The organism is Corallococcus sicarius (assembly GCF_003611735.1).
Classification (GTDB): domain Bacteria; phylum Myxococcota; class Myxococcia; order Myxococcales; family Myxococcaceae; genus Corallococcus; species Corallococcus sicarius.
Genome location: NZ_RAWG01000043.1, coordinates 1 through 23,573, shown reverse-complemented (window position 1 = coordinate 23,573; position 23,573 = coordinate 1). Strand labels below are relative to the sequence as shown.

Sequence of the window (23,573 nt, the reverse complement as noted above, 5' to 3'; positions counted from 1 at the left end):
TCAGACCTGAAGCTCTCCGTGGACGACGGTGATCTTCGGGACCCGGAAGCCCATCGCGATCCACGCGCCGAGCAGCCTGGCGAAGAATGAGAGGGAGTGACGCTTGCCGCTCGGGACATCACCGGGGAGTTGGGTCCCGGCCGGAAGGTCACTGAGCATCGTCCGCATCTCTGGCGTGGGACGCGTTGCCGCGGGCCAGAGGCAGTCATAGAGACTGAGCCAGTGGCCGTTCTTGAACTCGAGGAAGACGGGCGTGTTGCAGCAGGTGGCGACGACCCGGCGCGTTGGCGCCTCGGGCGTGAGGCGGAACTCCTTGAGGAGGTCGGTGCCCTTGAGGAAGCGGACGCGATCCTTGCGGTAGAGGACGAAGCGCGTCCCGCCGTGGGGCTCCAGAAACGATGGCGCCGAGGGGAGGGCCTGGAGCCTCGCGCCGGCCGCACGGCAGCTGTTGCAGTGACATTCGGCGGTGACGATCGGCGCTCCGTCCACCGCGAGCTGGACCTGTCCGCAAACGCAACCGAGGGGTGTGGCCTGTGTCATGACCGTGCTTTCTTCTTGTTGGGGCCGCCGAAGAGGAGGCGGATGTATCGGTCGAGGTGATCCAGGCCTTCGCGCGCGAGCGCGGGATCATTCCCGGCCTTGGCGAGCACGAAGGCGCCTTGGATCACCGTCTGCGTGTGGCGCGCCAGGCTCTCCGCGGTCCAGTCGCTGGAGATGCCCCGCTCCCGGATGGCAGCGCTGATGTCCGCTTCGAGCGTCGCGGCATGGCCGAAGATGCTGGCGGCGCAGGCCTCACGAATGGCCGGGGAGATGGCGTAGACCTCCTCCACCATCGTGCCCACCAGACAGGTGAATTCGGCCAGGTCCCCCGCGATGATCGACTTGCGGAAGGCCACGTAGGCCAGGACGCGCTCAAGAGGGTCGTCCGGCGCATGGTAGGGCGCGCCCGCGAAGAAGGCGGTGGTGGTCTCGGCCCAATACTCCGCGGCCGCCACGCCCAGCGCTTCCTTGCTCTTGAAGTGGTGGAAGAACGAGCCCTTCGTCACCGCGGCGGCCTGACACAGCTCATCGACTGAGGTCGCGGCGAAGCCCTTCTCTCGGATGGTGTCGCGAGCGGCCTCGAGCAGGCGGGTCCTGGCATCCCCGCGCTCAGGCTGATGTTTCGTCGGTCGTGGCACGAGGACGTCCATACCGTACGGTCGGTATGGCAGCAAGTTCGTTGAGGCTGGGGCCGGGGGCAGGGCGCTAGGGTGCTCGCCCATGAGCCTGCCCTCCCCGCGCCCGTTGTCCGCTGATGAAGCCGCGAGCCTCAATGCGAGCGTCCCCGCCCAGTTCGGGGACTACCTCGGTCCGCTCCCGGAGGGAGTGCCCGCCGTCCGGGGGCCGGTGCACCTGCCCGACTTCGAGCAGGACGGGTCCTGCCTCATCCTGGGAGACCTCCAGGTGGATGGGCTCCTGGTCAACCCTCCGCATACGAGCCTCATCGTCACCGGCTCGGTGCGCGCAGGGACCGTGCTCACGATGGGAAAGATCGTCGTGTTGGGGGACGTGGTGGTCGGTGACATGTACGGCAACTCGTTCAGCAACGAGGTGTGCGTGGTGAAGGGGAGCCTCACCGCGCGCTGTCTGCTGGAGAAGGGGCACTCGTTCGAGGCGCTGGGGCGCTTGTCGGCACAGGCGGCCCTCTCGCTGAGCAACGTCATCGCCGCTCACGGCGGGGTGGAGGCTGGGGTGTCGGCCCTGGGGGGCATGAACGACGAGGAGCGCCGCCGCGTCCTCGATGCCGCGCTGTTCGACGACGAAGGCAACCTCTCGGAGCCGCGCATCGTCGCCCGTCTTCGCGCGGCCCTTCCTCTGCTGCGGGCCTCTTGACATGGACCTGCTGCGAGAATTCTCCCGCGTCTACGTGTCAGAGGCGTTCATCGGCTTCCTCTTCGACAACAACCTCCTGAACTCCGATTGGGCCGGCGACAAGGACCCGGACGAGATGAGCGCGGAGGAGCTGCGTCCCGCGAAGCTGTCCATCGATCGACTCCAGGACGCCGTGGGCGACTTCTGGAACCACTCCGGGGGACGGATCCTCTTCTACGCCTACAAGAGCGTCGACGCGCACGAGCAGACGCCCCAGCTCCGGAAGTACGCCTATGCCGACGCGCGCTGGGACGTCGCCAACGCCGTCCATGCGCTGTGCCAGAGCGGCAAGGTGTTCCAGTCCCGGCGGCCCCCGAAGCCGGAGGTGGTGCTGTTCACCGGAAGCGCGGAGAAGGTCCTCGCCAGCAGTGTTCATCTGCTGGGCACCCGGGCCGAGGAGAACACGACGCGCGACGAGTACAGCGCCTTCCAGGAGCAGGCGGACGCGGAGCTGTAGCGGTCCGCAGTGCATCGCTCACCAGGCGATGCGCTCGCCCCGGAAGTCGAAGTAGCTACCGCTGTCCTGCAGGCTCAAGCGGCCAATCACCGCGAGCAGCCCCACCGCCGACTCCGACACCGGTGTCGGAGCGCTCGCGCCGCCCATGTCCGTCTGCACCCAGCCGGGGCTGATGGCCACCGAGATGATCCCCTCGCCGCGCAGGTCCTGCGCGAGCGAGCGCGTGGCCATGTTCAGCGCCGCTTTCGACATCCGGTAGCCATAGCCGCCGCCCGACGTGTTGTCCGCGATGGAGCCCAGTCCCGAGCTGAGGCTCGCGATCTTCGCACCCCGCGCCTCGCGAAGCCGCGGCAGCACCGCGCGCGTCACCCGCAGCGTGCCGAGCGCGTTCACCTGGAGCATCTGCAGTGCGTCCTCGAGCGAGAGGTCCTCCAGGTCGTCGCGCCGGGTGCGCAGGCCCGCGTTGTTGATGAGCAGCTCCACCGGCCCCGTCAGCGCGGCGGCGAACGCGCGCACGCTCTCGTCGCTTGTCACGTCGAGGGCGTGCACGTGCAGCCGGCCGCCGGAGTCACCCACGAGGGCGGTGAGCTCCTGGGCCTGCGCCGGATCACGGGTGCCTGCGTGCACGGTGTCGCCCTGCGCGAGGGACTGCCGGGTGAGCTCAAGGCCGATGCCGCGGTTGGCGCCAGTGATGACGAGGTTCATGGGGCCAGACCCTAGACCGAACCGCCCCATTGTCGCGTCTGTCGCAGCGGGCTCGCGGAGACGAAAAGGCCCCGCCTCCCCAGGTGCGCCGGAGGAGGGGGGCCACGAACGGCGGTCGGTTACTGGCCGTCGAGCTTGCCGTCCAGGTTCCGGTCGAGCGCGATGCGCGTGCCGGAGCCCGGAGGTGCCGCGGTGAAGGTCACCTCCTGGCCTGGCGTGTTCGCCAGCGCGCGCAAGGCCGTGGTGGTGATGTTGGCGGTGCCGTCGTCGGGCTTCCACGTGCCGGCCCCGCGGTCGAACAGGAAGCCCTTCACGCGGGTGCCGATGGCGGCCTTCGCCACCAGGTCGGCCTCATACGTGGCGCCGCCGAGGACCTTCGACACGAATGGCGCCTTCGCACGGGCCAGCAGCAGGTCGATGCGCGGACCCACCGCGGAGGCGTTCGTCGACGTGAGCGTCACCTGCTGCCCGACGATGGGCGCCAGGTCGGAGTCCACCGCCAGCATGTAGGCCTCCACGCCTCGGCGATCCGCGTCGTTCCGGAAGCCCACCAGGGGCCCACCGATGCTGGTGTTGGCGAAGACGATGGCGCTGAAGAAGCGGAATATCGTGTCCACGGCGCCGTCGTGCGTGAAGCCGAAGCCGCGGATCTGGTCGCCCGTGGGCCCGGTGTCCGGGTGCTGGAAGAAGCTGTTGTCCGGGAAGCCGAACATGCCGACCTTCGTGTACATGTTGCGCACGTGGGGAATCTTCATGATCTGGCTGATTCCCTCGAAGCTCGAGCGACCGTCGGTGCCGAAGAAGCCCTGCGACGCGTCAATGGTGTGGCAGCCGTTGCAGTTGAAGCCGGTGTTGGCGCCAATCGCCAGGCCGTCCACGCGGCGGCTGCCGAAGTAGAAGTCGCGGCCCGCCGCCTGCGTCGAGGTGAGCGAGTTGTCCAGGTTGCGGATGGGGTTGGGCGGCAACTGCACCTGGAGCTGGAAGTCGGTGAACATGCTCATCTCCGCCTCGGTGGGCTGATCCGCGCGGCCGAGCAGCCCCGGGAAGGCGACGACGAAGTTCTTGAACGACAGGGCCTCGTCGTACGCACCCGCGCCGAAGAAGCCGGTCGAGCGATCTCCACGCCAATGCATGGCACCCGAGGTGGACATGCCGCGCAGGGTTTGCGTCGTCATGGGTCCCTTCATCGGGTGGAAGGAGTCCTGCTTGCCGGTGCCGTTGACGTCCGAACTCGGGTGGCCGGTGAGCAGGCGGAACGCGCCAATCTCCAGATCGCTCGCGAGGCGCTTGTCGATGGTGTTGGTCGTCACCGCGTCGTCCGGGTTGCCCAGGTCCCAGGCGAGCTCGTCCTTGTCGCCGAAGATGTGGCAGCTGGCGCAGGAGGCCTCGCCGTTGGCCGAGGAGAAGTTCGCGTCGTAGAGGAACGGACGGCCCTGCACGACGGAGGCGGGCTCTGGGTTGTAGAGGGCGGCCGAGGCCACCTGGCTCTTCGTGGCGAGGTCGATGACCTTCACCGCGTTGTCGAAGCGGGTCATCACGTAGAGGCGGTTGCGCGCCTCGTCCAGCACCAGGCCGCTGGGGCCGCCGCCGCTCACCGGGATGTAGTTGGCGCTCGCCGTCCGGGGGTTGAAGGTGTCCGCCTCCAGCGCCGCGGTGTCGAAGACGCCGACCTTGCTCGAGCTGAACGCGGCCACGTACAGCTTCGCGCCGTCACTCGAGAGGGCCATCTCCGTGGGGGTGGAGAGGCTGTGGTTCCTGGCCGTGGGGTCGAAGCCGGGGGAGCCGGCCAGCTTCGAATAGTCGATGTGCTTGTTCAGGTGGCGCGGCGACACCGACGTCCCCTTGATGACGGTGATGCGCATCTTCGCGATGTTGCCCTGCACCGTGCTGCCGCCGAAGACGCCGGGGCCCTCGAAGCGGGTGAGGTTGTTGGCGTCACTGTTGGTCGCGTACACCACGCCCGTCTTCGGGTTGGTGGCCAGGTTGAAGACGGTCGTTCCCACGCCCGTGTAGAACGCCTTCTGTTGCAGGCCGTCCGCGTCGATGGCGAAGACGTCCTTGTCCGGCAGGTTGAAGCGCACGCCGTTGTTCCAGTTGCGGCCGAGCGTGTCCTCCCAGCGGCTGAGGGCGCTGTTCCACTTGACGATGAGGCCCGTCTCCGGCGCCTTCGCGCCCGCGACGTTCGTGGACGGACCGGGCAGCCCGCCCAGGAAGAGGTTGTTGCCCCACGGGAACGTGTCCGGCTGGACCAGGCACACGCCCGCGTTGCCGAAGCCGTTGCACACGCTGTCCATGTTGATGGTCGTCGTCCGGTTGCCGGACTGGGCGATGGCCGCGTAGACCGTCTTCTTGTCCGGGCTGACGGCGAGGGCCCGCGGCGTGTCGCCGAAGAGCGTCAGGATGCGGACGGGCGTGCCGCCCAGCGTCGTCCCCAGGGACGCGGGGTTGAAGACCCAGACGTCCGCGCGGCCCACGCCCGGCGTGGTGAGCTGCGGATCCCCCGCGCCGGGCACGGAGGCGATGGACGGATCCGTGCGCTGCTGGCCGCGGTGCGAGGTGGAGATGAACGCATGGCCGTTGGCGCCGGCGAACACGATGTCGCGCGGCTCGTCACCCACGAGCAGCGTGCGCACCACGTGCGGCGTGCCGCTCACGCTCACCACGCTGATGCTGTCCGACAGGTGGTTGACCACCCAGACCTCGGTGTTGCTGCGCGCGGCGACCGACACCGGCTCCAGACCCACCGGCACCTCGGCGACGAGCGACAGGCCCCCGCTGGTGACGTTGAAGACCTCCAGGCGGTTGTCCGGCGTGTTGACGGCGAACAGCTTCGTCCCGTCCGGAGAGAGGGCCAACGGGCGCACGTGCGCGCTCTCGAACTCGATGAACGAGGGCGCCTGCGCAGCGGCACGGGCTGAGACGAACAACGCCAAGGCGGCGCACAGCAGACCGGCTCGTGCGCGCCACCGGTTCTTGCTCGTGCCCACTTGCGGGGTGCAGACCATCGGGACCTCCTGGGGGAACGGGGAATCACTGCGCACCCGGAATTACCAGGGCGCGCCGCGACATCGCCCCCACCGAAGGGAGGGGAAAAGAGGGGAGAGGCGGGGGGCGCACCCACCCCGCGTGCGTTGACGCGGCGCGTTGATGCCCAGCCGTGGCGCGTCGCGTCGTCCGTTGCCTGACGCTGCGTGCGTCAAAGTCCCGGTCTCCGTGTGCGTCGCCCGTGGTCTACTTGATTCTGCAATCAGTCGCAGGGGGGACGTGCCCATGCCGAGCTCTCGAAATGCTCCGGGGAGCACTTACGCGCCAGCGCCCGCCCTGGTGCGGGCCGTGGAGCGCCCGGCGCCGCTGGGCGACCCGCTCTCGCACCTGCTGCCGACGAAGCTGTCGCCGCCGCAGACGGCGTCGGTGCTCGTGTCGCGGAGCGCGCCGCTGCGGAAGATCGACCGGGGTGTCGGCGGCAAGCTCGTGCTGGTGACCGCGCCGCTGGGTTCGGGCAAGACGACGCTGCTGACGCAGTGGTACCGCGAGGTGCACGGGTCGCGGTTGCTCGCGTGGCTGTCGCTCGACGAGCAGGACAACGCGCCCGAGCGCTTCTTCTCGTACCTCGTCGGGGCCATCCGCCGCACGGCCCCGGAGTTCGACGCGTACATCGCGAGCCAGCTGGATGCGCAGGTGGCGCTCCCGCTCGACCACGCGACGACGGTGGTGCTGCGGAGTCTGTGGAACCTGGGGCGCGAGCTCGTCGTGGTGATTGACGACTTCCACGTGCTGCGGGAGCGCGCGTTGGTGCGGGCCTTCTCGTACCTGCTGGACCACGCTCCGCCGCACGTCCACTGGATGGTCTCGTCGCGCAGCCCGCCCGAACTGGACCTGGCGAAGCTGAAGCTCACCGAGCAGCTGGTGACGCTCGACAGCCGCGACCTGAGCCTGGATGGGGAGGCCATCCAGGAGCTGGGCCAGCGCCTGTGCAGCGCCGCGCTCGCGCCCGAGGACGTCGAGTACCTGCGCGCGCGCACCGAGGGCTGGGTGGCCGGCGTGAAGCTGGCCCTGCTGACGGCGGGCGAGCACGCCAGCGTGAGCGACGCGCTCCGCAAGGCCGTCGGCTCCAACCACGACGTGGCGAGGTACCTCGCGGACGTGGTGCTGCGCGAGCAGACGGAGGAGGTGCACGCGTTCCTGGTGCTGAGCTCGGTGGTGGATCGGCTCAACGGGGAGTTGTGCAACGCGCTGCTGGGCATCACCCACGGGGCGGCGCTGCTGGCGGAGCTGGAGCGGGCGCAGTTGTTCATCCAGTCGCTCGACACGCAGCACCAGTGGTACCGCTACCACCCGCTGTTCCTCGACTTCCTGCGCACCCAGCTCGCGTGCACGTATGGCGACCGCATCCCCCGGCTGCACCGCGCGGCGAGCGCGTGGTTCGCCGAGCACGGGATGCCCGACGAGGCCCTGCCGCACGCGTTCGCCTCGGGGGACCGGGGCTGGTGCCTGGAGCTCACGGTCCGCTGCGTGGAGGCGTGGATGCGCGAGGGTGAGATCGCCTCCGTGCTCCATTGGACGACGAAGCTGACGGAGGAGGAGACCCTCCGCTCACCGGCCATCTGCGTGGCGCACATCGCGTGCCTCATCCTGTCCCGCGGCTTCGGGCCTGCCTCCCTGGCCCTGCGGGGCGCGCAGGGGCGGCTCCAGACGGCGCCGCCCGACCCGGAGCGCGAGCGGCTGTCGCGGCAGCTCTCCCGGCTCGCGCTGCTGCACGCCGTCCTGTCGGACTCGGCCGCGGGCTCCGGCATCGAACTGGAGGCGGCCCCGGGGGACGAGGACCCGGACGTCTTCATGGCGGGCGCGGCGCTGGCGGCGAAGGCGTACCAGGCGCTCCGGCTGAACCGGTTCAATGCGATGCGCCGGTTCGCGTTGAATGCGCGCGAGACGCTGGGGCTGAACAACCCGTACATGGTGGGCTACACGGACGTCCTCATCGCGCTGGCGGACCGGGCGCAGGGCCACATGAAGGACGCGTCGGACCGGTGCGAGGCGGCGTTCGAGCGCGCGAGCCGCGGACGGCGCAACCCGGTGTGGGTGAACGCGGCGACGGCGCTGGCCACCACCCGCTACGATCAGAACCGGCTGGCCGAGGCCGAGGCGCTCTGCATGGAGGTCCTGCCGCTGCTGTCCCAGGCGACGGTGTTCGAGACCTTCGCGATGGCCTACCTGGTGCTGGCCCGCATCAAGTCGATTCGAGGCCAGTACGCGGAGGCCTCGCAGTTGCTGGACTACCTGCACAGCGTGCTCGAGTGTGGGCACCAGACGCGCTTCCTGGCCCATGTCTGCGGCGAGAAGATCCGCCTCGGCCTGCTGGAGCAATCCCCCGCGCGGATGAAGGCGGTGGCGCAGGAGTTCGGCCTGGGCGAGCGCATGCGCCGGGGCGAGTGGAGCGAGCGGCGCTTCTACGACGAGACCTGGGAGCAGCTGGGGGTGGCGCAGGCCTGGGTGTTGATGGCGCGCGGGCGGCATGACCGGGCGCACGGGCTGCTGGAGACGCTGCGGGCCAGCGCGCATGACGCGGGCTGCGTTGCCCGGGAGACGGCGCTGCAGGCCGCGCTGGCGGTGTGTCACTGGCGCGCCGGAGACCCCACGGCGGCGTTCGCCGCGGTGAACCGGGGGTTCGCGCTGGTGCCACGGTTCGGCTTCACCCGGGGCGTGTTCGACGAGACGCCGGGGCTGCAGGAGGTCATCGTCGCGGCCGCCACGCAGCGCAAGCTGAGCCACGTGCTGCCGGCCCGGTACACCGAGCGGTACCAGGACCTGCTGTCCCTGGGCAGCGGCGGGCCGGCCGGGTTCGCGGCACTGCCCCGCGCGCCGCTGGAGCCGCTCACCGAGCGGGAGCTCCAGATGATCAAGCTGCTGGCCCAGGGGCTGAGCAACCAGGAGATCAGCGAGCGCTCCAACGTGGCGCTCTCCACCACGAAGTGGCACCTGCGCAACGTGTTCGCGAAGCTCGACGTGACGACGCGCACCGCGGCCATCGTGAAGGCGCGGGAGCGGCTGGAACGCAACCTCTGAGGAGTACCTCGAATGTTTCTCAACTCCCTGCTGTCCGTATTCGCTGGCGCCTGGCTGCTAGCTGCGGCGCCGTTCACCGTCACGGTGAAGTCCGCGGGCTACTCCGCCCGCTCCGATGGAGAGACGGTCACCGTGTCCCAGGTGATCAAGAAGGGCCTCGCCGACAAGGCGGGGCTCAAGAAGGGGATGACGCTGCTGAGCATCACCATGCCGATCCGCCCCTTCACCTCCAATACGCCCCTGGCCCAGCTCAACAAAGCCGAGCTGCAGGACGCGTTGACGCCCCCGCCGGGGGAACTCCTCGAGCTGAGGGTGGCGTCGGACGGGCCGGGCAGTGTCCTCCTCCAGAGTCGGGAGCCGTTTCCCGACAACCCGTTTCCCGTCGTCCCCCTCGCGAAGGAGCAGCTGGAGCGGCTGACCCCGCTGCAGATGAACCTCTACTTCGCGCGGCTCTCGCAGTTCGCCAGCGAAGCGCGGAACCAACCGGTCCTCAAGACCGAGCAGGAGACGACAGCCCATGTGGTGAAGGGCCGACTCGAAGGGGTGGAGGGCGGCGGCTACACGAGCCTCCAGGTCCACCCGCGACTCATCCTGGATGCCGAATGCCAAAGCCCCCTGGAGAAGGTGGAGCTGCGCGGTGGTGCGGGGTTCAAGGCCCTCACGCTGCGCCCTGACGCCCCGGACCGCACGGGGAAGCGCTTCGTCCTGGACCTTCCGCTCTGGAAGGCCGGGGACGTCGTCCAGGCCTGTGCCCGCGCCCGGACGTCCCTGGAGCGCACCCTGCATGTCCGCATGTCCTGCCAGGGCAGACCCGCGCTGGAGCGCGACGTCCCCGTGAAGCTGACGGTGAGCTGTTCGGACACGCTGCCGGCGACCCTCTCCTACGAGCGGAAAGTGCTGTTCCTGGAGAAGCCCTACGAGTTCCTCGTGGGCGACAAGGAACCCCTGACGGTGCAGGTATGGCTCGAACGGCTCATGCCCCGTCCCGCGAAAGCCGCCCTCGTGGAGCTGGATGCCGGGGGCAAGGTGTTGAAGCGCATCATGGAGATCCCCATCCCGGCGGATCCGCGCGAGAGGCAGACGTTCCAGGTCCCGCTGGACACGACGACCTCCCACACCGTGCGACTGGCCATCGAGGCGCGCTTCGCTGATGGAACCACCTGGCTGGGCGCCCCGGAGACACGGGAGATCCGCACCCAGGAGCAGGTGGACGCGCGGACCCGGCGGGTCGTCGAAGGCCGCGCGAAGATGGATGCCTTCGAGAAGCGCTTCGCCGAGCAGTTCAACGACCCCTGTGTGGACCTCCCCGCGACGATGAAGTGGCTCCAGGCCCAGAGCGACCTCGAATACGCCTCGGCCGAGGAGAGCGGCCACTCCTTCTCCTACAAGGTGGAGGGCGCGCTCGCCCCGCTCATCTTCAGCTGCCACTGATCGAGCCGCAGGGGCCACGTCGGCCGACGCAATGCCAGGGAAGGCTCCAGGACGAGGCGGGCACTCACCCTGGCCGCGGACACGCCGCTGCGTCTCCTACAGGTCCCGATCCTTGTAGGCTTGCGCGCAATGAGGATCTTCGAGACCCGCGCCTGGACTCGCAAGACGCGCCGTCGCGCCGTGGGGGCGCTGTATCCGGGGACCCTGCATGTCGAACACTCCTGGCTGAAGGACGTGGTGCTGCTGACGGCGCTGCGCGAGGAGAAGGACTTCGAGCTGCTCGACGTGCTGTCCTCGTTCCGCCGGTATGAGCGCGTGCTCGCGCTGCTCGACAGCGCGGCTCCCGGGCTGCCGGCACGGGAGTGGGCGGTGCGGCGGGCCGTGTGTCTCTGTCACCTCGGACGGGACGCCGAGGCCCGGCACACGCTCGTCGACGCGTGGGGCCGGAGTGAGGACCCGCTGCTCGCCTTCGAGTTCTCCTGGATGGCGAAGCTGCGAGGCTGGGAGCTGGTGGCCCTGCCGCCCCGGGACGACTTCGACTGGTTGCTCGCCGCGAGGTTCGACGCGCGGCCGGCGCCCCTGGACGCGGCCCGGTGGGCGGAGTCCAACTGGCTCTTCGAGGAGGACCGGAAGCAGGCGTCGGTGCCGGACCTCGACGTGGGTCCACGGTACTTCCCGTATGAGCCTTCAGTGGCGCTGTGGACGGCGGTGCTCGCGGTCCGCGGTGGCGCCCCGGTGAGGGACACGGTGGCGGACGCGCTGGAGGTCGCCACCCGGGAGTGGCCGGAGCTGTGGAACGTCCTCACGCTGGACCCGCTCTTCCAGCCCTTCGTGGCTCCGCCTCGCCCCGAGACGCCGGTGCTGCCGGCGCTGCTGGACGAGAAGATGCAGCTCTCGAACATCCTCGAGCTCTCACCCGAGCCAGGGGACAGCGGCGCCGCCATCCCGCTGGGCGTCTACTGCCCCGAGCCGTACGATTTCGACAGCGACCCGCTCTTCTCCCTGCACGACGCGGTGGGCCCGTTCACCCTCTGGGTCAAACGACCGCCGGAGCCCCCCTTCCGCGTCGAGCTGTCTCCAGCGGACCGCCTGGGCCGCTATGACCGGGACGTGCTCGGAACCCTGCGCGCGCTGGCGCCGCACAGCGGGGACGTGTGGTTCATGCTCCGCGACATCAACCACGCGCACGCGGACGAGCTTTGCATCCGAGGAGGCCGGCTGGGCTTCCGCCGCTGGTCGCTCGCGGACATTGAATCCGACCCGGACGGCCCGTTCATCGACCAGGTCCACGCGCTGCTCCGACAGCTGGCCAGACGCCCGGAGGCGCGCTTCCAGTCGGCGGCGTTCCAGCCCTGGAAACACGAAGGCCGGTAGTCCCGAGTTTCCTCAAGGACTACCGGCCTTTACGAGTGAGCGGCGGAAGGGATTCGAACCCTCGACCCCGAGCTTGGGAAGCTCGTGCTCTACCAACTGAGCTACCACCGCAGGCGAAGCGAGGCCCAAAGTAGGGGCGAGGCCCGGCCTTGTCAACGGGAAGAAGCGGCCCCGGGCGCGGGCCTGTCCGTCGCCAGGCGGACAGGGCCTGCTGTGGTCACGTGCCCGGAGGCCGACACGGGCTTTCCGCAGGTGGCACGCGTAGGACGGTCCCTCGCCTGCTGCCCGTAGGGTCAAGGAACTCTATGTAATCCCGGCTACTGAGGGCACGGCGGATGTCAGCCACCACTGCCAGAACTGCTTGCGACGTTCGGCGCTTGCCGCCACATCCCAGGGGGGCCTCCTGCCACGGCGGTCGCCGCGAACAAGGTGGAGTCCATGTCAGTGGCCTCCACGCTGTTGTCCTGTGCCTTGTCTCCTGCCGGTGCATCCAGTCCGAGCTCATCCTCAATCGCTGTTTTAAGCGCTTGGACAGCACTGAACGCTGCGGCTGATGCTGTTTGATCGTTGCCCTCCTCATAGGAAAGCTCGGCGATGTGTTCCCATGATGCGTTCCATCGTTTCTGCGCTTCCGTCGCGCTCAACGCTCCTTCCATGAGCGCTGGGATCGCCGCGAGGGCGCGTTGCGGTGTTTGGTCCGTCGGGTATCTGGCATCCCAAAAGGCAAGCACTTTGAGTGCTGTCACATGCGCCAGTGCAACCCGTCGGCGATGACCAGGGCCGTGAAGCGCCGGAGGGCCCAGTGCTCTCCAGATACGTCGGCGCAGCCACAGTGGCAGGTCATGATCCATGGCGTTGGAGACGAAGCTGTCTGCTTCCGCCAATAACTGATCCAATGTCTTGGATGATTCCAAATCGCTCATGGAAGTGTAGGTTTTGGGAGGACGACTACGGACCCGTTAGGCATGAAGATCCGTACGACGGCTGGATCCTCGACAACCTGTGTCGCATTGCGCTGGCTTGCGAGTACTTTAAAGTAGGCTTGGCAGCTCGTGCACATTTCTTTCGATACGCCGATGGGCTCGTTGGGTCTCGCCACGCTCATTTGTGGCTCGGCGTGGGATGCGGCATAGCGACCAGGAACACCTTGATCGAGCAGCTTGTTTGCTCGGAGAGGGAACTTCATCGCGTCCGACAGTTCTAGCACCCCCTCGGTTGTTTGGGTGTATCCGGGCTTCTCACTCCAGCCGCTGAGCGTTTTTGTACCGTCAGGGATTGCGGCTGTTGTCTTCTTTTGCCCAACTTTGTCCTACGATACGGGCGAATGCGGCTCGCGCGGCTGCAACCGCTTCCTCCTGGGTTGTCGCTGGAGCCTCAGGAGGAGACGTTGGGGAACGGATGGATGCCAGCAATTCCAGGCCGCCAGGACGACTCGGATATCGCGCTTCCAATGCGGCAAGAAACTGACGGTGCTGGGGGGAGGCCTTGCGCCCGAAACCGTCCATGAGCGCCATCACCCGACTCTGCTGGATGACTTGCGTGGACTGGACGCCAGGGGCCCCCAGTGGGACCTCTACGCTCCCTGAAAGCCCCTGTGGCGCTGACACCGCGACGAACAGGGTGTCGATGCAGGAATGGTCGTTGTTATTGGTGAAACCCAGCGCTCCATTGCCGCCGACGCACTCCATCGCGTTGTCCACTGCGATGGCACTACCGACAATCCCTCCACCCGCCAGTAGCGCGGCGCCGCTCTCGGTCGCGAAGAGAACGGGAACGCCCACGATGCTGACGGGTGTCGCGCCATAGAAAGCAAGCAGCGCGCATTCGGCATAACTTCCATGCTGACAATTGTTGACGACTTCAAGCGCTGTCTGGTGCTCGCGCGCTACCTGCTCCTGATTGTCCCCGAAGAGAGTGACGCCTTCGCCCGTCGGGTCGATGTATCGAAGCGGATTGCCTCGGGCGTACGACCAGGGGTTCAGTTCAGTGGGAGTGGAGATGAAGGACTGCGCTCCCAGCGGGTCCTCTGACAGGAATCTGCCAGTGCCTACATGGTACCATCGTGCATGGGTTGTCAGCGGGAGGAGCGCGAGGAGCGCGACCGCGAGGAATCGGAGTTTCAAGGGATACATGACCGGCTTCTCCTCGGCGAAGCTCCAATCCTAGAAATTCGCACAGCGGTTGCCTGGGGACGGACCACAGAGATTCGCGCAGATGCGCATACAGCTCCCGGGATCCCTTCGCGCACTCTCCAAAAGAGCAGGAGGCGCGTCCAGGGTCAGCTGGATGGATTGCCCTCCGGGACGCAAGAGGGAAGCTACGTCGAATGGCTTGGGTGTGGGCCGAGTACCGCCCACCTCAGTTCCTCCTATTGACGAAACGCGTGTCCAGTAGTCCCTGGTCAACGGCGCTGGTGCCCCAAGGCGCGTAGCCTCTTCCGCATGGGCCAGGGCCGCACGCGTGTCTTCCTTCGCCTGGACTTTCCCACCGGGTACATCCACTTCGCCGGGAGTGCGCAACGCGTTGCGCATGGAGGCTCGGTGGTTGTAGGCAATGGCCAGATTCCAGTGAGCTGCGATGCTGTTGGGATACGCCTTGAGCGCCAGTTCAGACAACTGCGCGCCCAGTCCTATGTTCCAGTCACGGAGCTGGCGGGCTGCGGTTTCCGCGATGAGCGCGCCAAGCAGTTCGCGCTTTGTCAGCGAGCGCATCATCGCGCCAGTCTTCAGTGCTTTGGGCGTCACGCTCAGCTCACGGACAATGCGTTCGTCGCTGGCTTCGGCACCATTCGAGGTGGCTTCGATGTTGGAGCGGTCGTCCCCGGATTCGTAGCGCAGGAAGAAATGCTGCGGCGCCTCCACCATTTTTACCGGATATCCCAGTCGCTCGGCGACGGCGTACCAGAGGATGGGCAGGCTGACGCAGTTGCCCTTCTTCGTGCGCAGGAGGCGCCAGAGGGACGATGCATCCAGCCGTGCCCCTAGTGGGTCTTCTTTGTCGTAGGTGTAGCCAGCGACACGGAAAAGGACCTGATTGGTGGCTCGGATGCGGTAGTCGGCGTCGGTGCGGTTGCTGACAAGCACTTGGACCCGGGTTGCCAGTGCATCCACGATGCGCAATCCCTCGGCCAGGTCTGTGTCCCCATCCACCGTCGCGCCAAGCTTCAGCGCAGCCTCTCCGATGTTGAGCTTCTCCTCGGGCAGCGCCAATAGATCCCTTGCGACGCGGACTTCGGGAGCTTCCGGCGGTGCTGCTCGCGAATGTAGAGGCAACAGCACCACTATGAACGTGAAGACAATCTTCACTGAAGGGAGTTGCAAACGCTGGCTAGAATGCATCAGGTCGCCTTATGACACCTCGCTTGCCAAGGCAAGGCAAGGGGGCACACCCCAATCCAGCCTGATTGAAGTGGGTGTTTGAGCGATGCCCTGATGTTGTTTCTGGCGTGCTCGACGCCACGCTCCTATCGATTGCCCTTCTCGCTCATGGCGAGAAGGAGCTGTTACTCACCCTCTTCGACCGTGAGCTGGTAGGAGTCCTGGAAGTTGGCCTCGCGGTTGCGCGCGTCGCGCACCTCGAAGAGGTACACGCCCGGCTCGGCGCTGAAGCGGATGGTCTCCGGCTGGTCACCCTTGGCCCGGTCGGACGTCTGCACGAGGGTCAGCTTCCCGTCCGGCTGCACGCGGTGCAGGTACAGCCCCACGTCCACCTTGAGGATGCCCAGCAGGGTGGCCGTCAGCGACGTGCGCACCGGCCGGTCGGACAGGTCCACCCGGAAGTAGTCCACGTCCTTCGCCGGGTACACCGTGCCGCGCACCGCCTTGCCCAACGTCAGGTCCTGCGCGCGCTCGGCGCTGTTGTTGGGCTCGCGCTCTTCGCTGCCGTTGTCCGGCACCGTCGTCACGGTGATGCGGTAGGGCTGGTCCGCGTTCTCGAAGTCCTTCACGAACTTGCCGCCCACCTTGCGGAAGGACCCCTCCACCCGGAAGTAGCAGGTGCCGCTGCACGCCACGTTGTTCAGCCGCTCGGGCTCCTTGAGCGCGCCGTCGTTGGCCTTCAGGAGCACCGTCTCCTTCTGCCCGTCACCCTGCGGCGGCTCCACCATGGAGAGCGTCAAATCCAACCGGTCCACGCCGGTCAGCTCCACCTTGGCCAGCACCGGCTCGCGCGTCGTCAGCATGAAGTGGTCCACGTCCGACTTCGGCGACAGGAAGCCCTCGCGGTAGCCGGCCGCCGTCAGCGGCGTGGCCTTGAGCAGCTCGTCGTTGGGCTCCAGCTCCGCGTGCGCGCCCGCCTCCTCCTGCGACACCGTCAGCGTGTACGGCACCTGCGCGTTGAAGGTGCGCCGCTGCGCCTTGCCCGTGCCCACCCAGCCGCCCTTCACCACCAGGTAGACGACCCGGTCCGTCGCCCGCACGCCGATGTTGCGCAGCGCCAGCGGCTCGCCCTCCTTGCCCTGCAGGGTGAACAGCGGCGCCTCCGCGGCGGACAGCACGGAGATCTCCGGACGCACCCCTTCGATGGCGGACAATTCAATCTTCAGCGCGACCGACGGCACCTCGGGCGGCAGCGGCGCGCCCGCGTCCACCACCTGGGCGGCCACCGCCCCACCAATCTCTCCAGCAGGCGTGGTCGGCGTCTCCGGGGGCGCGGCGGGCGGCTCCCCTCCCGCGAACGTGCCCTCCGGGGCAGGGGAGGGCGCTGCACCATCGTCGACGACAACGGGCGTCTCGTCCGGCACCGACGGCGGCGGAGTCGCCGCACCCGTGGGAGCCGCGGGCGTCGAGCCTGGGGCCGGCGCTGCTCCGCTGTCCTGCGCGGGGACCTCACCCTCCGGTGCACCCGCGCCGGGCAGCTCCACCCGGTACCAGTCCTCATCCCCCGAGTGCCCCAGGAACGCCGTCACCGTCTGCCCCAGCGGCAGGGCGGCGGCGTCCACGGCGCGGTCGTTCGGCTCGCGCTCCTCGCCGTCGTTGGGCTCGCGGAACTTCACCTCCAGGGTGTAGGCCCCGCCCATGCCCTTGCGCACGGGCGACACCACCACCCAGCGCTCCTTCTCCACGTAGAGGTTGGGGATGCGCTCGCCCTTGCCTTCGCCGTCGCTGTTGACGCCCACCAGCCGGTTGCGGTCCTGGTCGTAGACGTCCAGCTTGATGTCCCCGCCGGGCAGGCCCGTCACCGTCACGTCCGCGATGCGCGGGGTGCCAGGGGCCAGCCGGTACCAGTCCTCGTCCAGCTTGTTGGGCTCCGCCGTCAGCCCCGCCGTCACCACGCTGGCGCGCGTGAGGGCCTGCGCCTGGTCCGGGCGCTCGTTGGGCTCCTGTTCGGTGAGCGCCGAGGGGCCCGTCTCCACCACGCCCGCATCCGGCTCCGGCGGCACGTCCTTCTTGCACGCCGCCAGCCCCAGCCCCAGCACACAGACCCAGCCCCAACGTCGCATCACGTCTTCCTCCTCGGTCGCATCGCCTTGTCGGCCCGGGGGTGTCCGGGTGTCAAGCACCCCCAACCCCCGCCCGGGCGCTTTCATCCGGCCCCTCTCCCGAGGCGTCCCGGGGCCCCTGGAGCGGCGCCAGCGTCCGGTGGCGACGGAAGGTGCGCAGCCGGACTGGAGCCCCGACCCGGGGACGATCCAAGATGCGCCCCATGCGAAGCCTGTCCGTGGCCTCCCTGCTGCTCGTCTCCCCCTCCGTCCTCGCCGCCGCGCCGGCCGCGCCCGGGTATGCCCAGGCGGAAGCCTACGTGGACAAGGACTCGCGCCCGGAGCGCCATGCGCCCCTGAACCTGCTGGATGGCCGCGACACCACCGCGTGGTGCGCGGAAGGGGAGAAGCCCACGAACATCATCATCGGCTTCAAGGACCCCGTCACGCTGGACGAGGTGCGCGTCTACACGGGCGACGGCACGTCCCGCGACGCCTTCAAGGCGAAGGGCCGGGTGCGCAAGTTCACCCTCACCAGCGTGGAGGCCTCCCGCAGCGTCACCGTGCAGGACAAGCGCGGCCTGCAGGCCGTGCCCCTGTCCCAGCCGCTGTTCGGCGCGCGCTTCGTCCTGGAGGTCGCCGACCGCTTCCCCGGCACCCAGGAGGACGCGCCGGTGTGCCTCACCGACCTCATCCTCTACTCGGGGGGCAAGCCGCTCAACGCTCCCTCGCTCGCCACCCGGTACAAGTACGACGCCAAGGTGGCGCCGCTCCTGGGCACCTGGTTCGGTGGCCACGAGGGCGCCCCCGAGCGCTTCCTGTCCTTCTTCGTGGATGGCACCTGGCGCTTCTCGCTGGAGCCCCTGGAGACGCGCGAGCCCACCACGGTCGTCACGGGCACCTACACGGTGTCCGGCCAGCGCGTGACGCTGGACATCCCCAAGAAGGGCCGGGTGCCGGCGACCTTCGAGCGGAGCCCCGCCAGCGACGGACCGAAGGCGTCCGCCTCGCTGACGTTGAACGGAGCGCTCCCCGCCGAGTGGGGGAGCGACTTCCGCAACCATCCCTGAGCCCCCCGGGGAGGGGCCCGGGCGGCGGCCTAGATGGCGGCCCGGGTCTTCTGCTTCCCACCGAAGGCGCGGAAGAAGTCGATGATCTTCTTCTCGGCTTCCTCGGCGCTGTTCGCGTCCGCGAACTCCGACTCCAGGAAGATGCCGCCGCAGGATTCGCAGGTGTCGTAGTGCAGGGGGTGCTGCCGGTCTCCGCCGTCCACGCGAACCAGGTCGACCTGGCACTCCGGGCACTGGCCCGTCAGCGCTTCGGCGTCCACCTTGCCTCCCTGCTTCTCCAGGATGCCCAGGTTGTTGTGGAGCAGGACCCGGTTCAGGTCCGCGACGTTGATCCACAGACCGCCGCACTCTTTACATTCCCGCAACGTCTCGTGATCTCCCTCGAGATCAGTCATCTCGACGCTGCAACCGGGGCAATTCATGGGGCGGCTCATTCTCCTGAAAAGGGGAGCGGTGCTCCCCGGTGAATGGAGAATGATAGGTCGCCCAAAAATTCGGATGCAACCCATCCCGCCGCTTCTGTTGGCAACGTGCCGTCAACCAGCCCCCTGGGCTTGGGTTCTCAGGCCCGTTCCTTCACACGGCGGATGTCCGCGCCCAGCCCCCGCAGCTTGCGCTCCAGGCGCTCGTACCCACGGTCCAGGTGGTACACGCGGCTGACCTCGGTCTGTCCCTCCGCCCGCAGGCCGGCCAGGATGAGCGACGCGCTGGCGCGCAGGTCGGTGGCCATCACCGGCGCCCCGCTCAAGCCCTTCACGCCCTTCACCACCGCCGTGTGCCCCTGGATGGTGATGTCCGCGCCCAGCCGGTGCAGCTCCGGCACGTGCATGAAGCGGTTCTCGAAGATGTTCTCGGAGATGACCGACGTGCCGTGGCTCACCGTCATCAGCGCCATCAACTGCGCCTGCATGTCCGTGGGGAAGCCCGGGTGCTCCGTGGTGGTGATGTTCACCGACTTGAGCGTCTTCGGCGCCTTGCAGCGCAGGCCGCCGCCCTCGGCCGTAATCGTGCAGCCCGCCTCGCGCAGCTTGTCGATGACCGCGTCCAGGTGCTCCGGCCGGGCGTGCTTCACCAGCACGTTGCCCCCGCTGATGGCCGCCGCCACCAGCAGCGTGCCCGCTTCGATGCGGTCCGGGAGGATGGCGTGGTCCACCGGGTTGAGGGACTCCACGCCTTCAATCGTGATGACGGACGAGCCCGCGCCCTCCACCTTGGCGCCCATCTTGTTGAGCACCCGCGCCAGCTCCTCCACCTCCGGCTCGCGCGCGCAGTTCTCCATCACCGTGCGGCCCTTCGCGAGCACCGCCGCCATCATCACGTTCTCCGTGCCCGTGACGGTGATGACGTCGAAGTTGATCATCCCGCCCTTGAGCTGCTTCGCCCGGGCCTCCACGTACCCTTCGGTGAGGTGGATCTCCGCGCCCAGCGCCTTCAAGCCCTTCAGGTGCTGATCGATGGGGCGCGCGCCAATGGCGCACCCGCCCGGCATGGACACGCGCGCCCGGCCGAAGCGCGCCACGAGCGGCCCCAGCACCAGGACGCTGGCGCGCATGGTCTTCACCAGGTCGTAGGGGGCCTCCGGGGTGATGGTCCCGGTGATGCTGATTTCACACGTGTCCGCCTTCTTGCCGGACAGCCGCGCCGCCTCGCACCCCATGGTGCGCAGCACCGCCAGCATCGTGGTGACGTCCGCCAGGTCCGGCACGTTGCGGAAGGTGGTCGTCCCATCCGCCAGCAGCGCGGAGGCGAGGATGGGCAGCGCCGCGTTCTTCGCGCCGGACACCTCCACCTCACCGTGCAGCGGGGTGCCGCCCTTCATGACGATCTTGTCCATGTCTTGTGTGCCTCACCCCTGCGGCCCTCAGGCCGCGGGCTGTGTCCCGAACGCCATGCGTTCGCGCCGCTCCAGGTCCTTCTCCACGCGCGCGTCCGCGTACCCCGCGGCACGCAGGAGCTCCAGGACGGCGCTTCCCTGGGTCTCCCCCATCTCCAATGCAAGCAGTCCGCCAGGCTCCAGCACCTTCCGGGCCCCCTGGATGACCCTCCTGAGCGCGGTCAGGCCATCCGGCCCGCCATCCAGCGCCAGCCGGGGCTCGCGCCGCACCTCCGGGGACAGCCCGGCGATGTCGCCCGAGTCGATGTACGGCGGGTTCGACACCACCACCTGGAAGCGCGCGTCCGGGGGCAGGGGGCTGAACAGGTCGCCCTGGAGCACGGTGACGCGGTCGCCCACGCCCAGCGCCTGGGCGTTCTCCTTCGCCAGCGCGCACGCGTCCGGGGACAAATCGGTGGCGAACACGGTGGCCTGGGGGCGCTCGGCCGCCACGCTGATGGCGATGCAGCCGGAGCCCGTGCACACGTCCAGCACCCGGCCAGGCGCGTCCTTGGGCACCGCGTGCAGGATTGCCTCCACCAGCAGCTCCGTCTCCGGCCGGGGGATGAGCACGCGGGCGTCCACCTTGAAGGGGCGGTTGTAGAACTCCTTCGTGCCCGTCAGGTAGTTGGTGGGCTCGCCGGCGAGCCGGCGTTCAATCAGCGCACGGAACGCGGTGAGCTCCTCCTTCGCCAGGGGCCGGTCCAGGTCCACGTACAGGCGCACGCGGCCCGTCTTCAGCACGTGCGCGAGGAGGATCTCCGTCGTGAGGCGGGGGGCGTCCACCTGGCGCTTCTCGAAGTGCTGCGTCGTCCAGGTGAGGACCCGCCGGATGGTCCAGACGTCGCTCATGCTTCGCCGGAGGGGCGCCCGCTGCCCGTCTGAGCCTTGAGGGCCTCCGCCTGGTAGTGCGTGCGGCAGGCGGTGATCACCTCGTCCACGTTGCCCACCATGATGGCCGGCAGGTTGTGCACGGTGAGGCCGATGCGGTGGTCGGTGAGCCGGTCCTGCGGGAAGTTGTAGGTGCGGATCTTCTCGCTGCGGTCGCCCGTGCCCACCTGGCCCCGGCGCATGGAGTCGCGCTCGTTGCGGATGCGCTCCTGCTCCATGTCGTAGAGCTTCGCGCGCAGCATGCGCAGGGCCATGGCCCGGTTCTTCCCCTGGCTCTTCTCCTGCTGGCACTTCACCACGATGCCGGATGGCTTGTGGATGAGGCGCACCGCGGAGTCCGTGGTGTTGACGCTCTGGCCACCGGCGCCCGTGGAGCGCATCACCTGCATCTCGATGTCCGCCGGGTTGATCTGCACGTCCACGTCCTCCGCCTCCGGCATCACCGACACGGTGATGGTGGAGGTGTGGATGCGCCCCTGCGTCTCCGTGGCCGGTACGCGCTGGACACGGTGGACGCCGGACTCGTACTTGAGCTGGCTGAACACCGCGTCCCCGGAGAGCGTCACGGTGGCGTCCTTCACGCCGCCTGCGTTGCCGGAGCTCATGTCCAGGATGTCCGCCTTCCAGCCCTTGCGGTCGGCGTAGCGCAGGTACATCTGCATCACCTCTTCGGCGAAGAGGGCCGCCTCGTCGCCGCCGGCGCCCGCGCGGATCTCCAGGATGACGTTCTTCTCGTCATTGGGGTCCTTGGGCAGCAGCAGGATTTTGAGCGCCGCTTCCTGCACGTCCCGCTGCTCCTTGAGGGCGGGCAGGGACTCGCGCGCGTAGGCCTTCTCGTCCGGGTCGGAGCTGGACAGCCAGGCCTCCACCTCGGACAGGTCCGCCAGCACCTTGCGGTAGGCCCGGAAGGTCTCCACGAGCCGTTCCAGCGCGGCGCGCTCCTTGGACACTTTCTGGAGCTTCGCCGTGTCGGCGAGGATTTCAGGGTTCGACAGGTCGGCCGTGAGCCGCTCGAAACGGCGCTCGACCTCTTCCAATTTGTCAATCATGCGTGGGTCCCGGGGCGTCTTGCCCCTTTGGCCGCCCCGTGGCAAGGGCCGTGGGCGTCAAGGAAAACCTTGGCCGTCTGGGCATGGGCATGTAAGAACGCCCCCCGTCGCCGCCCGGTGCGGCCCGATTCACGCCCAAACACGGAGCCTTCGATCATGCCTGCACAGAAGGGAAATCGTTCCAAGAAGAAGCTCGCCAACCGCGCCAAGACGCGGAAGACGCAGCTGAAGCGCCGCCGCAACCGTTTCAAGCGCGGCCAGCGCAACAACAAGTAGCACCCAGGCTACTCCCCCCCTCGGACATTGGAGGAGGGGAGCGGCCGGGCCCCTGCCTCCCCCGGTGCTTCGGTGGCCCCAGGCTCCCCGGGCTCCAGGGCCGGCAGCATCCGCTCCAGCCCCCGGTCCGGCGCCTGCGACGCGGTCCGCAGCAGCGTCATCACCCCTTCGGCCTCGGCACCCGTCACGGGCACCGGCTGGACGGGAAACTCCGGATAGCGGTCGGTCCTGAGCGGCAGCACGTCACTGGACAGATAGCCCGTCGGTGAGAAGCGCGCCCTCCACAGGGCGCTGCGCTTGTCCCGGGGGTTCCAGTTGCCCCCGAACACGAAGTTGCCCAGCGAGTAGACCACCGGCGCGCCCCGGTACAGCTCCATGGACTGGAGCACGTGGGGGTGGCTGCCGAGCACCCCCGCCGCGCCCGCGTCGATGGCCGCGTGCGCCAGCCGCACCTGGTACGGCTCCGGGGTGGTGGTGCCCTCGATGCCCCAGTGGAAGAAGGGCAGCACCAGATCCGCCTGGGCCTTCGCGGCGGCGATGTCCTCGCGCAGCATCCGCTCCATCACCTCCACGTCGGAGAAGTGCCCGGCCACGCCCGGCGTGGTGTCCGTGGCGTAGACCTGGGGCGGCTCGATGTTGCGCGTGCCCAGGAAGAAGTAGCCCAGGAACGCGATGCGCAGGCCGCCCGCGGTGACGATGGCCGGGCGGCGCGCCTCGGCGAGGTTCCGCCCCGCGCCGAAGTAGGGGATGCGCGCGGCCTCCAGGGTGGTGAGCGTGTCCAGCAGCCCCTGCGCCCCGTAGTCCATCATGTGGTTGTTCGCGAGGCTCACCACCCCCACGCCGCCCGCCGTCAGCACGTTCACCAGCTCCGGCCGCGCGCGGAAGTTGAAGTTCTTGGGCAGCTTCTCCTCGCTGTCCGTGTACGGGCACTCCAGGTTCACGACGAACAGGTCCCCGGACGTCGCGAACGCCTTCACCTCGCGGAAGCCGTACGCGTACATCTCCTCGCGAGAGCGGCCCTTGCGCACCTGTTCCTGTTCTCTTATACACATCT

19 protein-coding genes, 1 tRNA gene and 1 pseudogene are annotated in these 23,573 nt (G+C 68.4%); 6 read left to right on the top strand and 15 right to left on the bottom strand.

Annotation, left to right across the window (positions count from 1 at the left end):
- Both D7X12_RS09385 and D7X12_RS09380 read right to left on the bottom strand, forming a co-directional pair.
- Positions 1-540 (bottom strand): GFA family protein, encoded by a 540-nt coding sequence (locus tag D7X12_RS09385; RefSeq protein ID WP_120624924.1) that lies wholly within the window; start codon positions 538-540, stop codon positions 1-3.
- The gene (locus tag D7X12_RS09380) at positions 537-1,178 is read right to left on the bottom strand and encodes a TetR/AcrR family transcriptional regulator (protein WP_120624946.1); all 642 of its coding nucleotides are present in this window, start codon (positions 1,176-1,178) and stop codon (positions 537-539) included. The genes D7X12_RS09385 and D7X12_RS09380 overlap by 4 nt, the downstream gene beginning before the upstream one ends.
- Before the next feature lie 82 nt (positions 1,179-1,260).
- On the opposite strand from D7X12_RS09380, the gene D7X12_RS09375 reads away from it, so the two are divergent.
- Positions 1,261-1,872, top strand: a complete 612-nt coding sequence (locus tag D7X12_RS09375) for a hypothetical protein (RefSeq protein WP_147443590.1) — start codon at positions 1,261-1,263, stop codon at positions 1,870-1,872.
- Position 1,873: 1 nt separating this feature from the next.
- Positions 1,874-2,368, top strand: coding sequence for a hypothetical protein (locus tag D7X12_RS09370; protein ID WP_120624922.1), 495 nt, complete (start codon positions 1,874-1,876; stop codon positions 2,366-2,368).
- An 18-nt stretch (positions 2,369-2,386) separates the two neighbouring features.
- Here D7X12_RS09370 and D7X12_RS09365 read toward each other — a convergent pair whose 3' ends face one another.
- Together D7X12_RS09365 and D7X12_RS09360 are read right to left on the bottom strand one after the other, a co-directional pair.
- Positions 2,387-3,073, bottom strand: a complete 687-nt coding sequence (locus D7X12_RS09365; protein WP_120624921.1) for an SDR family oxidoreductase — start codon at positions 3,071-3,073, stop codon at positions 2,387-2,389.
- 119 nt (positions 3,074-3,192) lie between these two features.
- On the bottom strand, positions 3,193-6,078 hold the full coding sequence (locus D7X12_RS09360) for a YncE family protein (RefSeq protein WP_120624920.1): 2,886 nt from the start codon (positions 6,076-6,078) through the stop codon (positions 3,193-3,195).
- 265 nt (positions 6,079-6,343) lie between these two features.
- Here D7X12_RS09360 and D7X12_RS09355 point away from each other — a divergent pair, with 265 nt between their 5' ends.
- From D7X12_RS09355 to D7X12_RS09345, 3 genes are all read left to right on the top strand, one after another.
- Positions 6,344-9,136, top strand: coding sequence for a winged helix-turn-helix domain-containing protein (locus D7X12_RS09355; protein ID WP_244224449.1), 2,793 nt, complete (start codon positions 6,344-6,346; stop codon positions 9,134-9,136).
- Positions 9,137-9,148: 12 nt separating this feature from the next.
- Positions 9,149-10,567: a S41 family peptidase gene (locus D7X12_RS09350; RefSeq protein ID WP_120624919.1), complete on the top strand. Its 1,419-nt coding sequence runs from the start codon at positions 9,149-9,151 to the stop codon at positions 10,565-10,567.
- Between the two features lie 129 nt (positions 10,568-10,696).
- Positions 10,697-11,941, top strand: a complete 1,245-nt coding sequence (locus D7X12_RS09345; RefSeq protein ID WP_120624918.1) for a hypothetical protein — start codon at positions 10,697-10,699, stop codon at positions 11,939-11,941.
- Positions 11,942-11,979: 38 nt separating this feature from the next.
- On the opposite strand, the gene D7X12_RS09340 is transcribed toward D7X12_RS09345, so the two are convergent.
- From D7X12_RS09340 to D7X12_RS09320, 6 genes and pseudogenes are all read right to left on the bottom strand, one after another.
- Positions 11,980-12,052, bottom strand: a tRNA-Gly gene (locus D7X12_RS09340).
- 192 nt (positions 12,053-12,244) lie between these two features.
- Positions 12,245-12,792 (bottom strand): annotated as a pseudogene (locus tag D7X12_RS09335) (Imm5 family immunity protein).
- 68 nt (positions 12,793-12,860) lie between these two features.
- Positions 12,861-13,217: a hypothetical protein gene (locus D7X12_RS45475; RefSeq protein ID WP_439329356.1), complete on the bottom strand. Its 357-nt coding sequence runs from the start codon at positions 13,215-13,217 to the stop codon at positions 12,861-12,863.
- A complete protein-coding gene (locus D7X12_RS09330; RefSeq protein ID WP_120624916.1) occupies positions 13,210-14,073 on the bottom strand; it encodes an RHS repeat-associated core domain-containing protein in 864 nt (287 codons plus the stop codon). The genes D7X12_RS45475 and D7X12_RS09330 overlap by 8 nt, the downstream gene beginning before the upstream one ends.
- A gap of 30 nt (positions 14,074-14,103) precedes the next feature.
- Positions 14,104-15,246 (bottom strand): transglutaminase family protein, encoded by a 1,143-nt coding sequence (locus D7X12_RS09325; protein WP_158620014.1) that lies wholly within the window; start codon positions 15,244-15,246, stop codon positions 14,104-14,106.
- 197 nt (positions 15,247-15,443) lie between these two features.
- The gene (locus tag D7X12_RS09320) at positions 15,444-17,381 is read right to left on the bottom strand and encodes an ABC transporter substrate-binding protein (protein ID WP_120624914.1); all 1,938 of its coding nucleotides are present in this window, start codon (positions 17,379-17,381) and stop codon (positions 15,444-15,446) included.
- 203 nt (positions 17,382-17,584) lie between these two features.
- On the opposite strand from D7X12_RS09320, the gene D7X12_RS09315 reads away from it, so the two are divergent.
- On the top strand, positions 17,585-18,430 hold the full coding sequence (locus D7X12_RS09315; protein WP_244224448.1) for a discoidin domain-containing protein: 846 nt from the start codon (positions 17,585-17,587) through the stop codon (positions 18,428-18,430).
- 29 nt (positions 18,431-18,459) lie between these two features.
- On the opposite strand, the gene D7X12_RS09310 is transcribed toward D7X12_RS09315, so the two are convergent.
- The 5 genes from D7X12_RS09310 to D7X12_RS09290 form a co-directional block, all read right to left on the bottom strand.
- Positions 18,460-18,852 carry a zf-TFIIB domain-containing protein gene (locus D7X12_RS09310; RefSeq protein ID WP_120624912.1) on the bottom strand — a complete coding sequence of 131 codons (393 nt, stop codon included), beginning with the start codon at positions 18,850-18,852 and terminating at the stop codon, positions 18,460-18,462.
- 140 nt (positions 18,853-18,992) lie between these two features.
- Positions 18,993-20,264 (bottom strand): UDP-N-acetylglucosamine 1-carboxyvinyltransferase, encoded by a 1,272-nt coding sequence (gene murA, locus D7X12_RS09305; RefSeq protein WP_120624911.1) that lies wholly within the window; start codon positions 20,262-20,264, stop codon positions 18,993-18,995.
- Positions 20,265-20,291: 27 nt separating this feature from the next.
- Positions 20,292-21,155: a peptide chain release factor N(5)-glutamine methyltransferase gene (gene prmC / locus D7X12_RS09300; protein WP_120624910.1), complete on the bottom strand. Its 864-nt coding sequence runs from the start codon at positions 21,153-21,155 to the stop codon at positions 20,292-20,294.
- Entirely contained in the window at positions 21,152-22,243 is a 1,092-nt protein-coding gene (gene prfA, locus D7X12_RS09295) for a peptide chain release factor 1 (protein WP_120624909.1), read from the bottom strand. The genes prmC and prfA overlap by 4 nt, the downstream gene beginning before the upstream one ends.
- A 284-nt stretch (positions 22,244-22,527) precedes the next feature.
- Positions 22,528-23,573 (bottom strand): CapA family protein (locus tag D7X12_RS09290; RefSeq protein ID WP_147443589.1); only part of this gene is annotated, 1,046 nt, incomplete at its 5' end.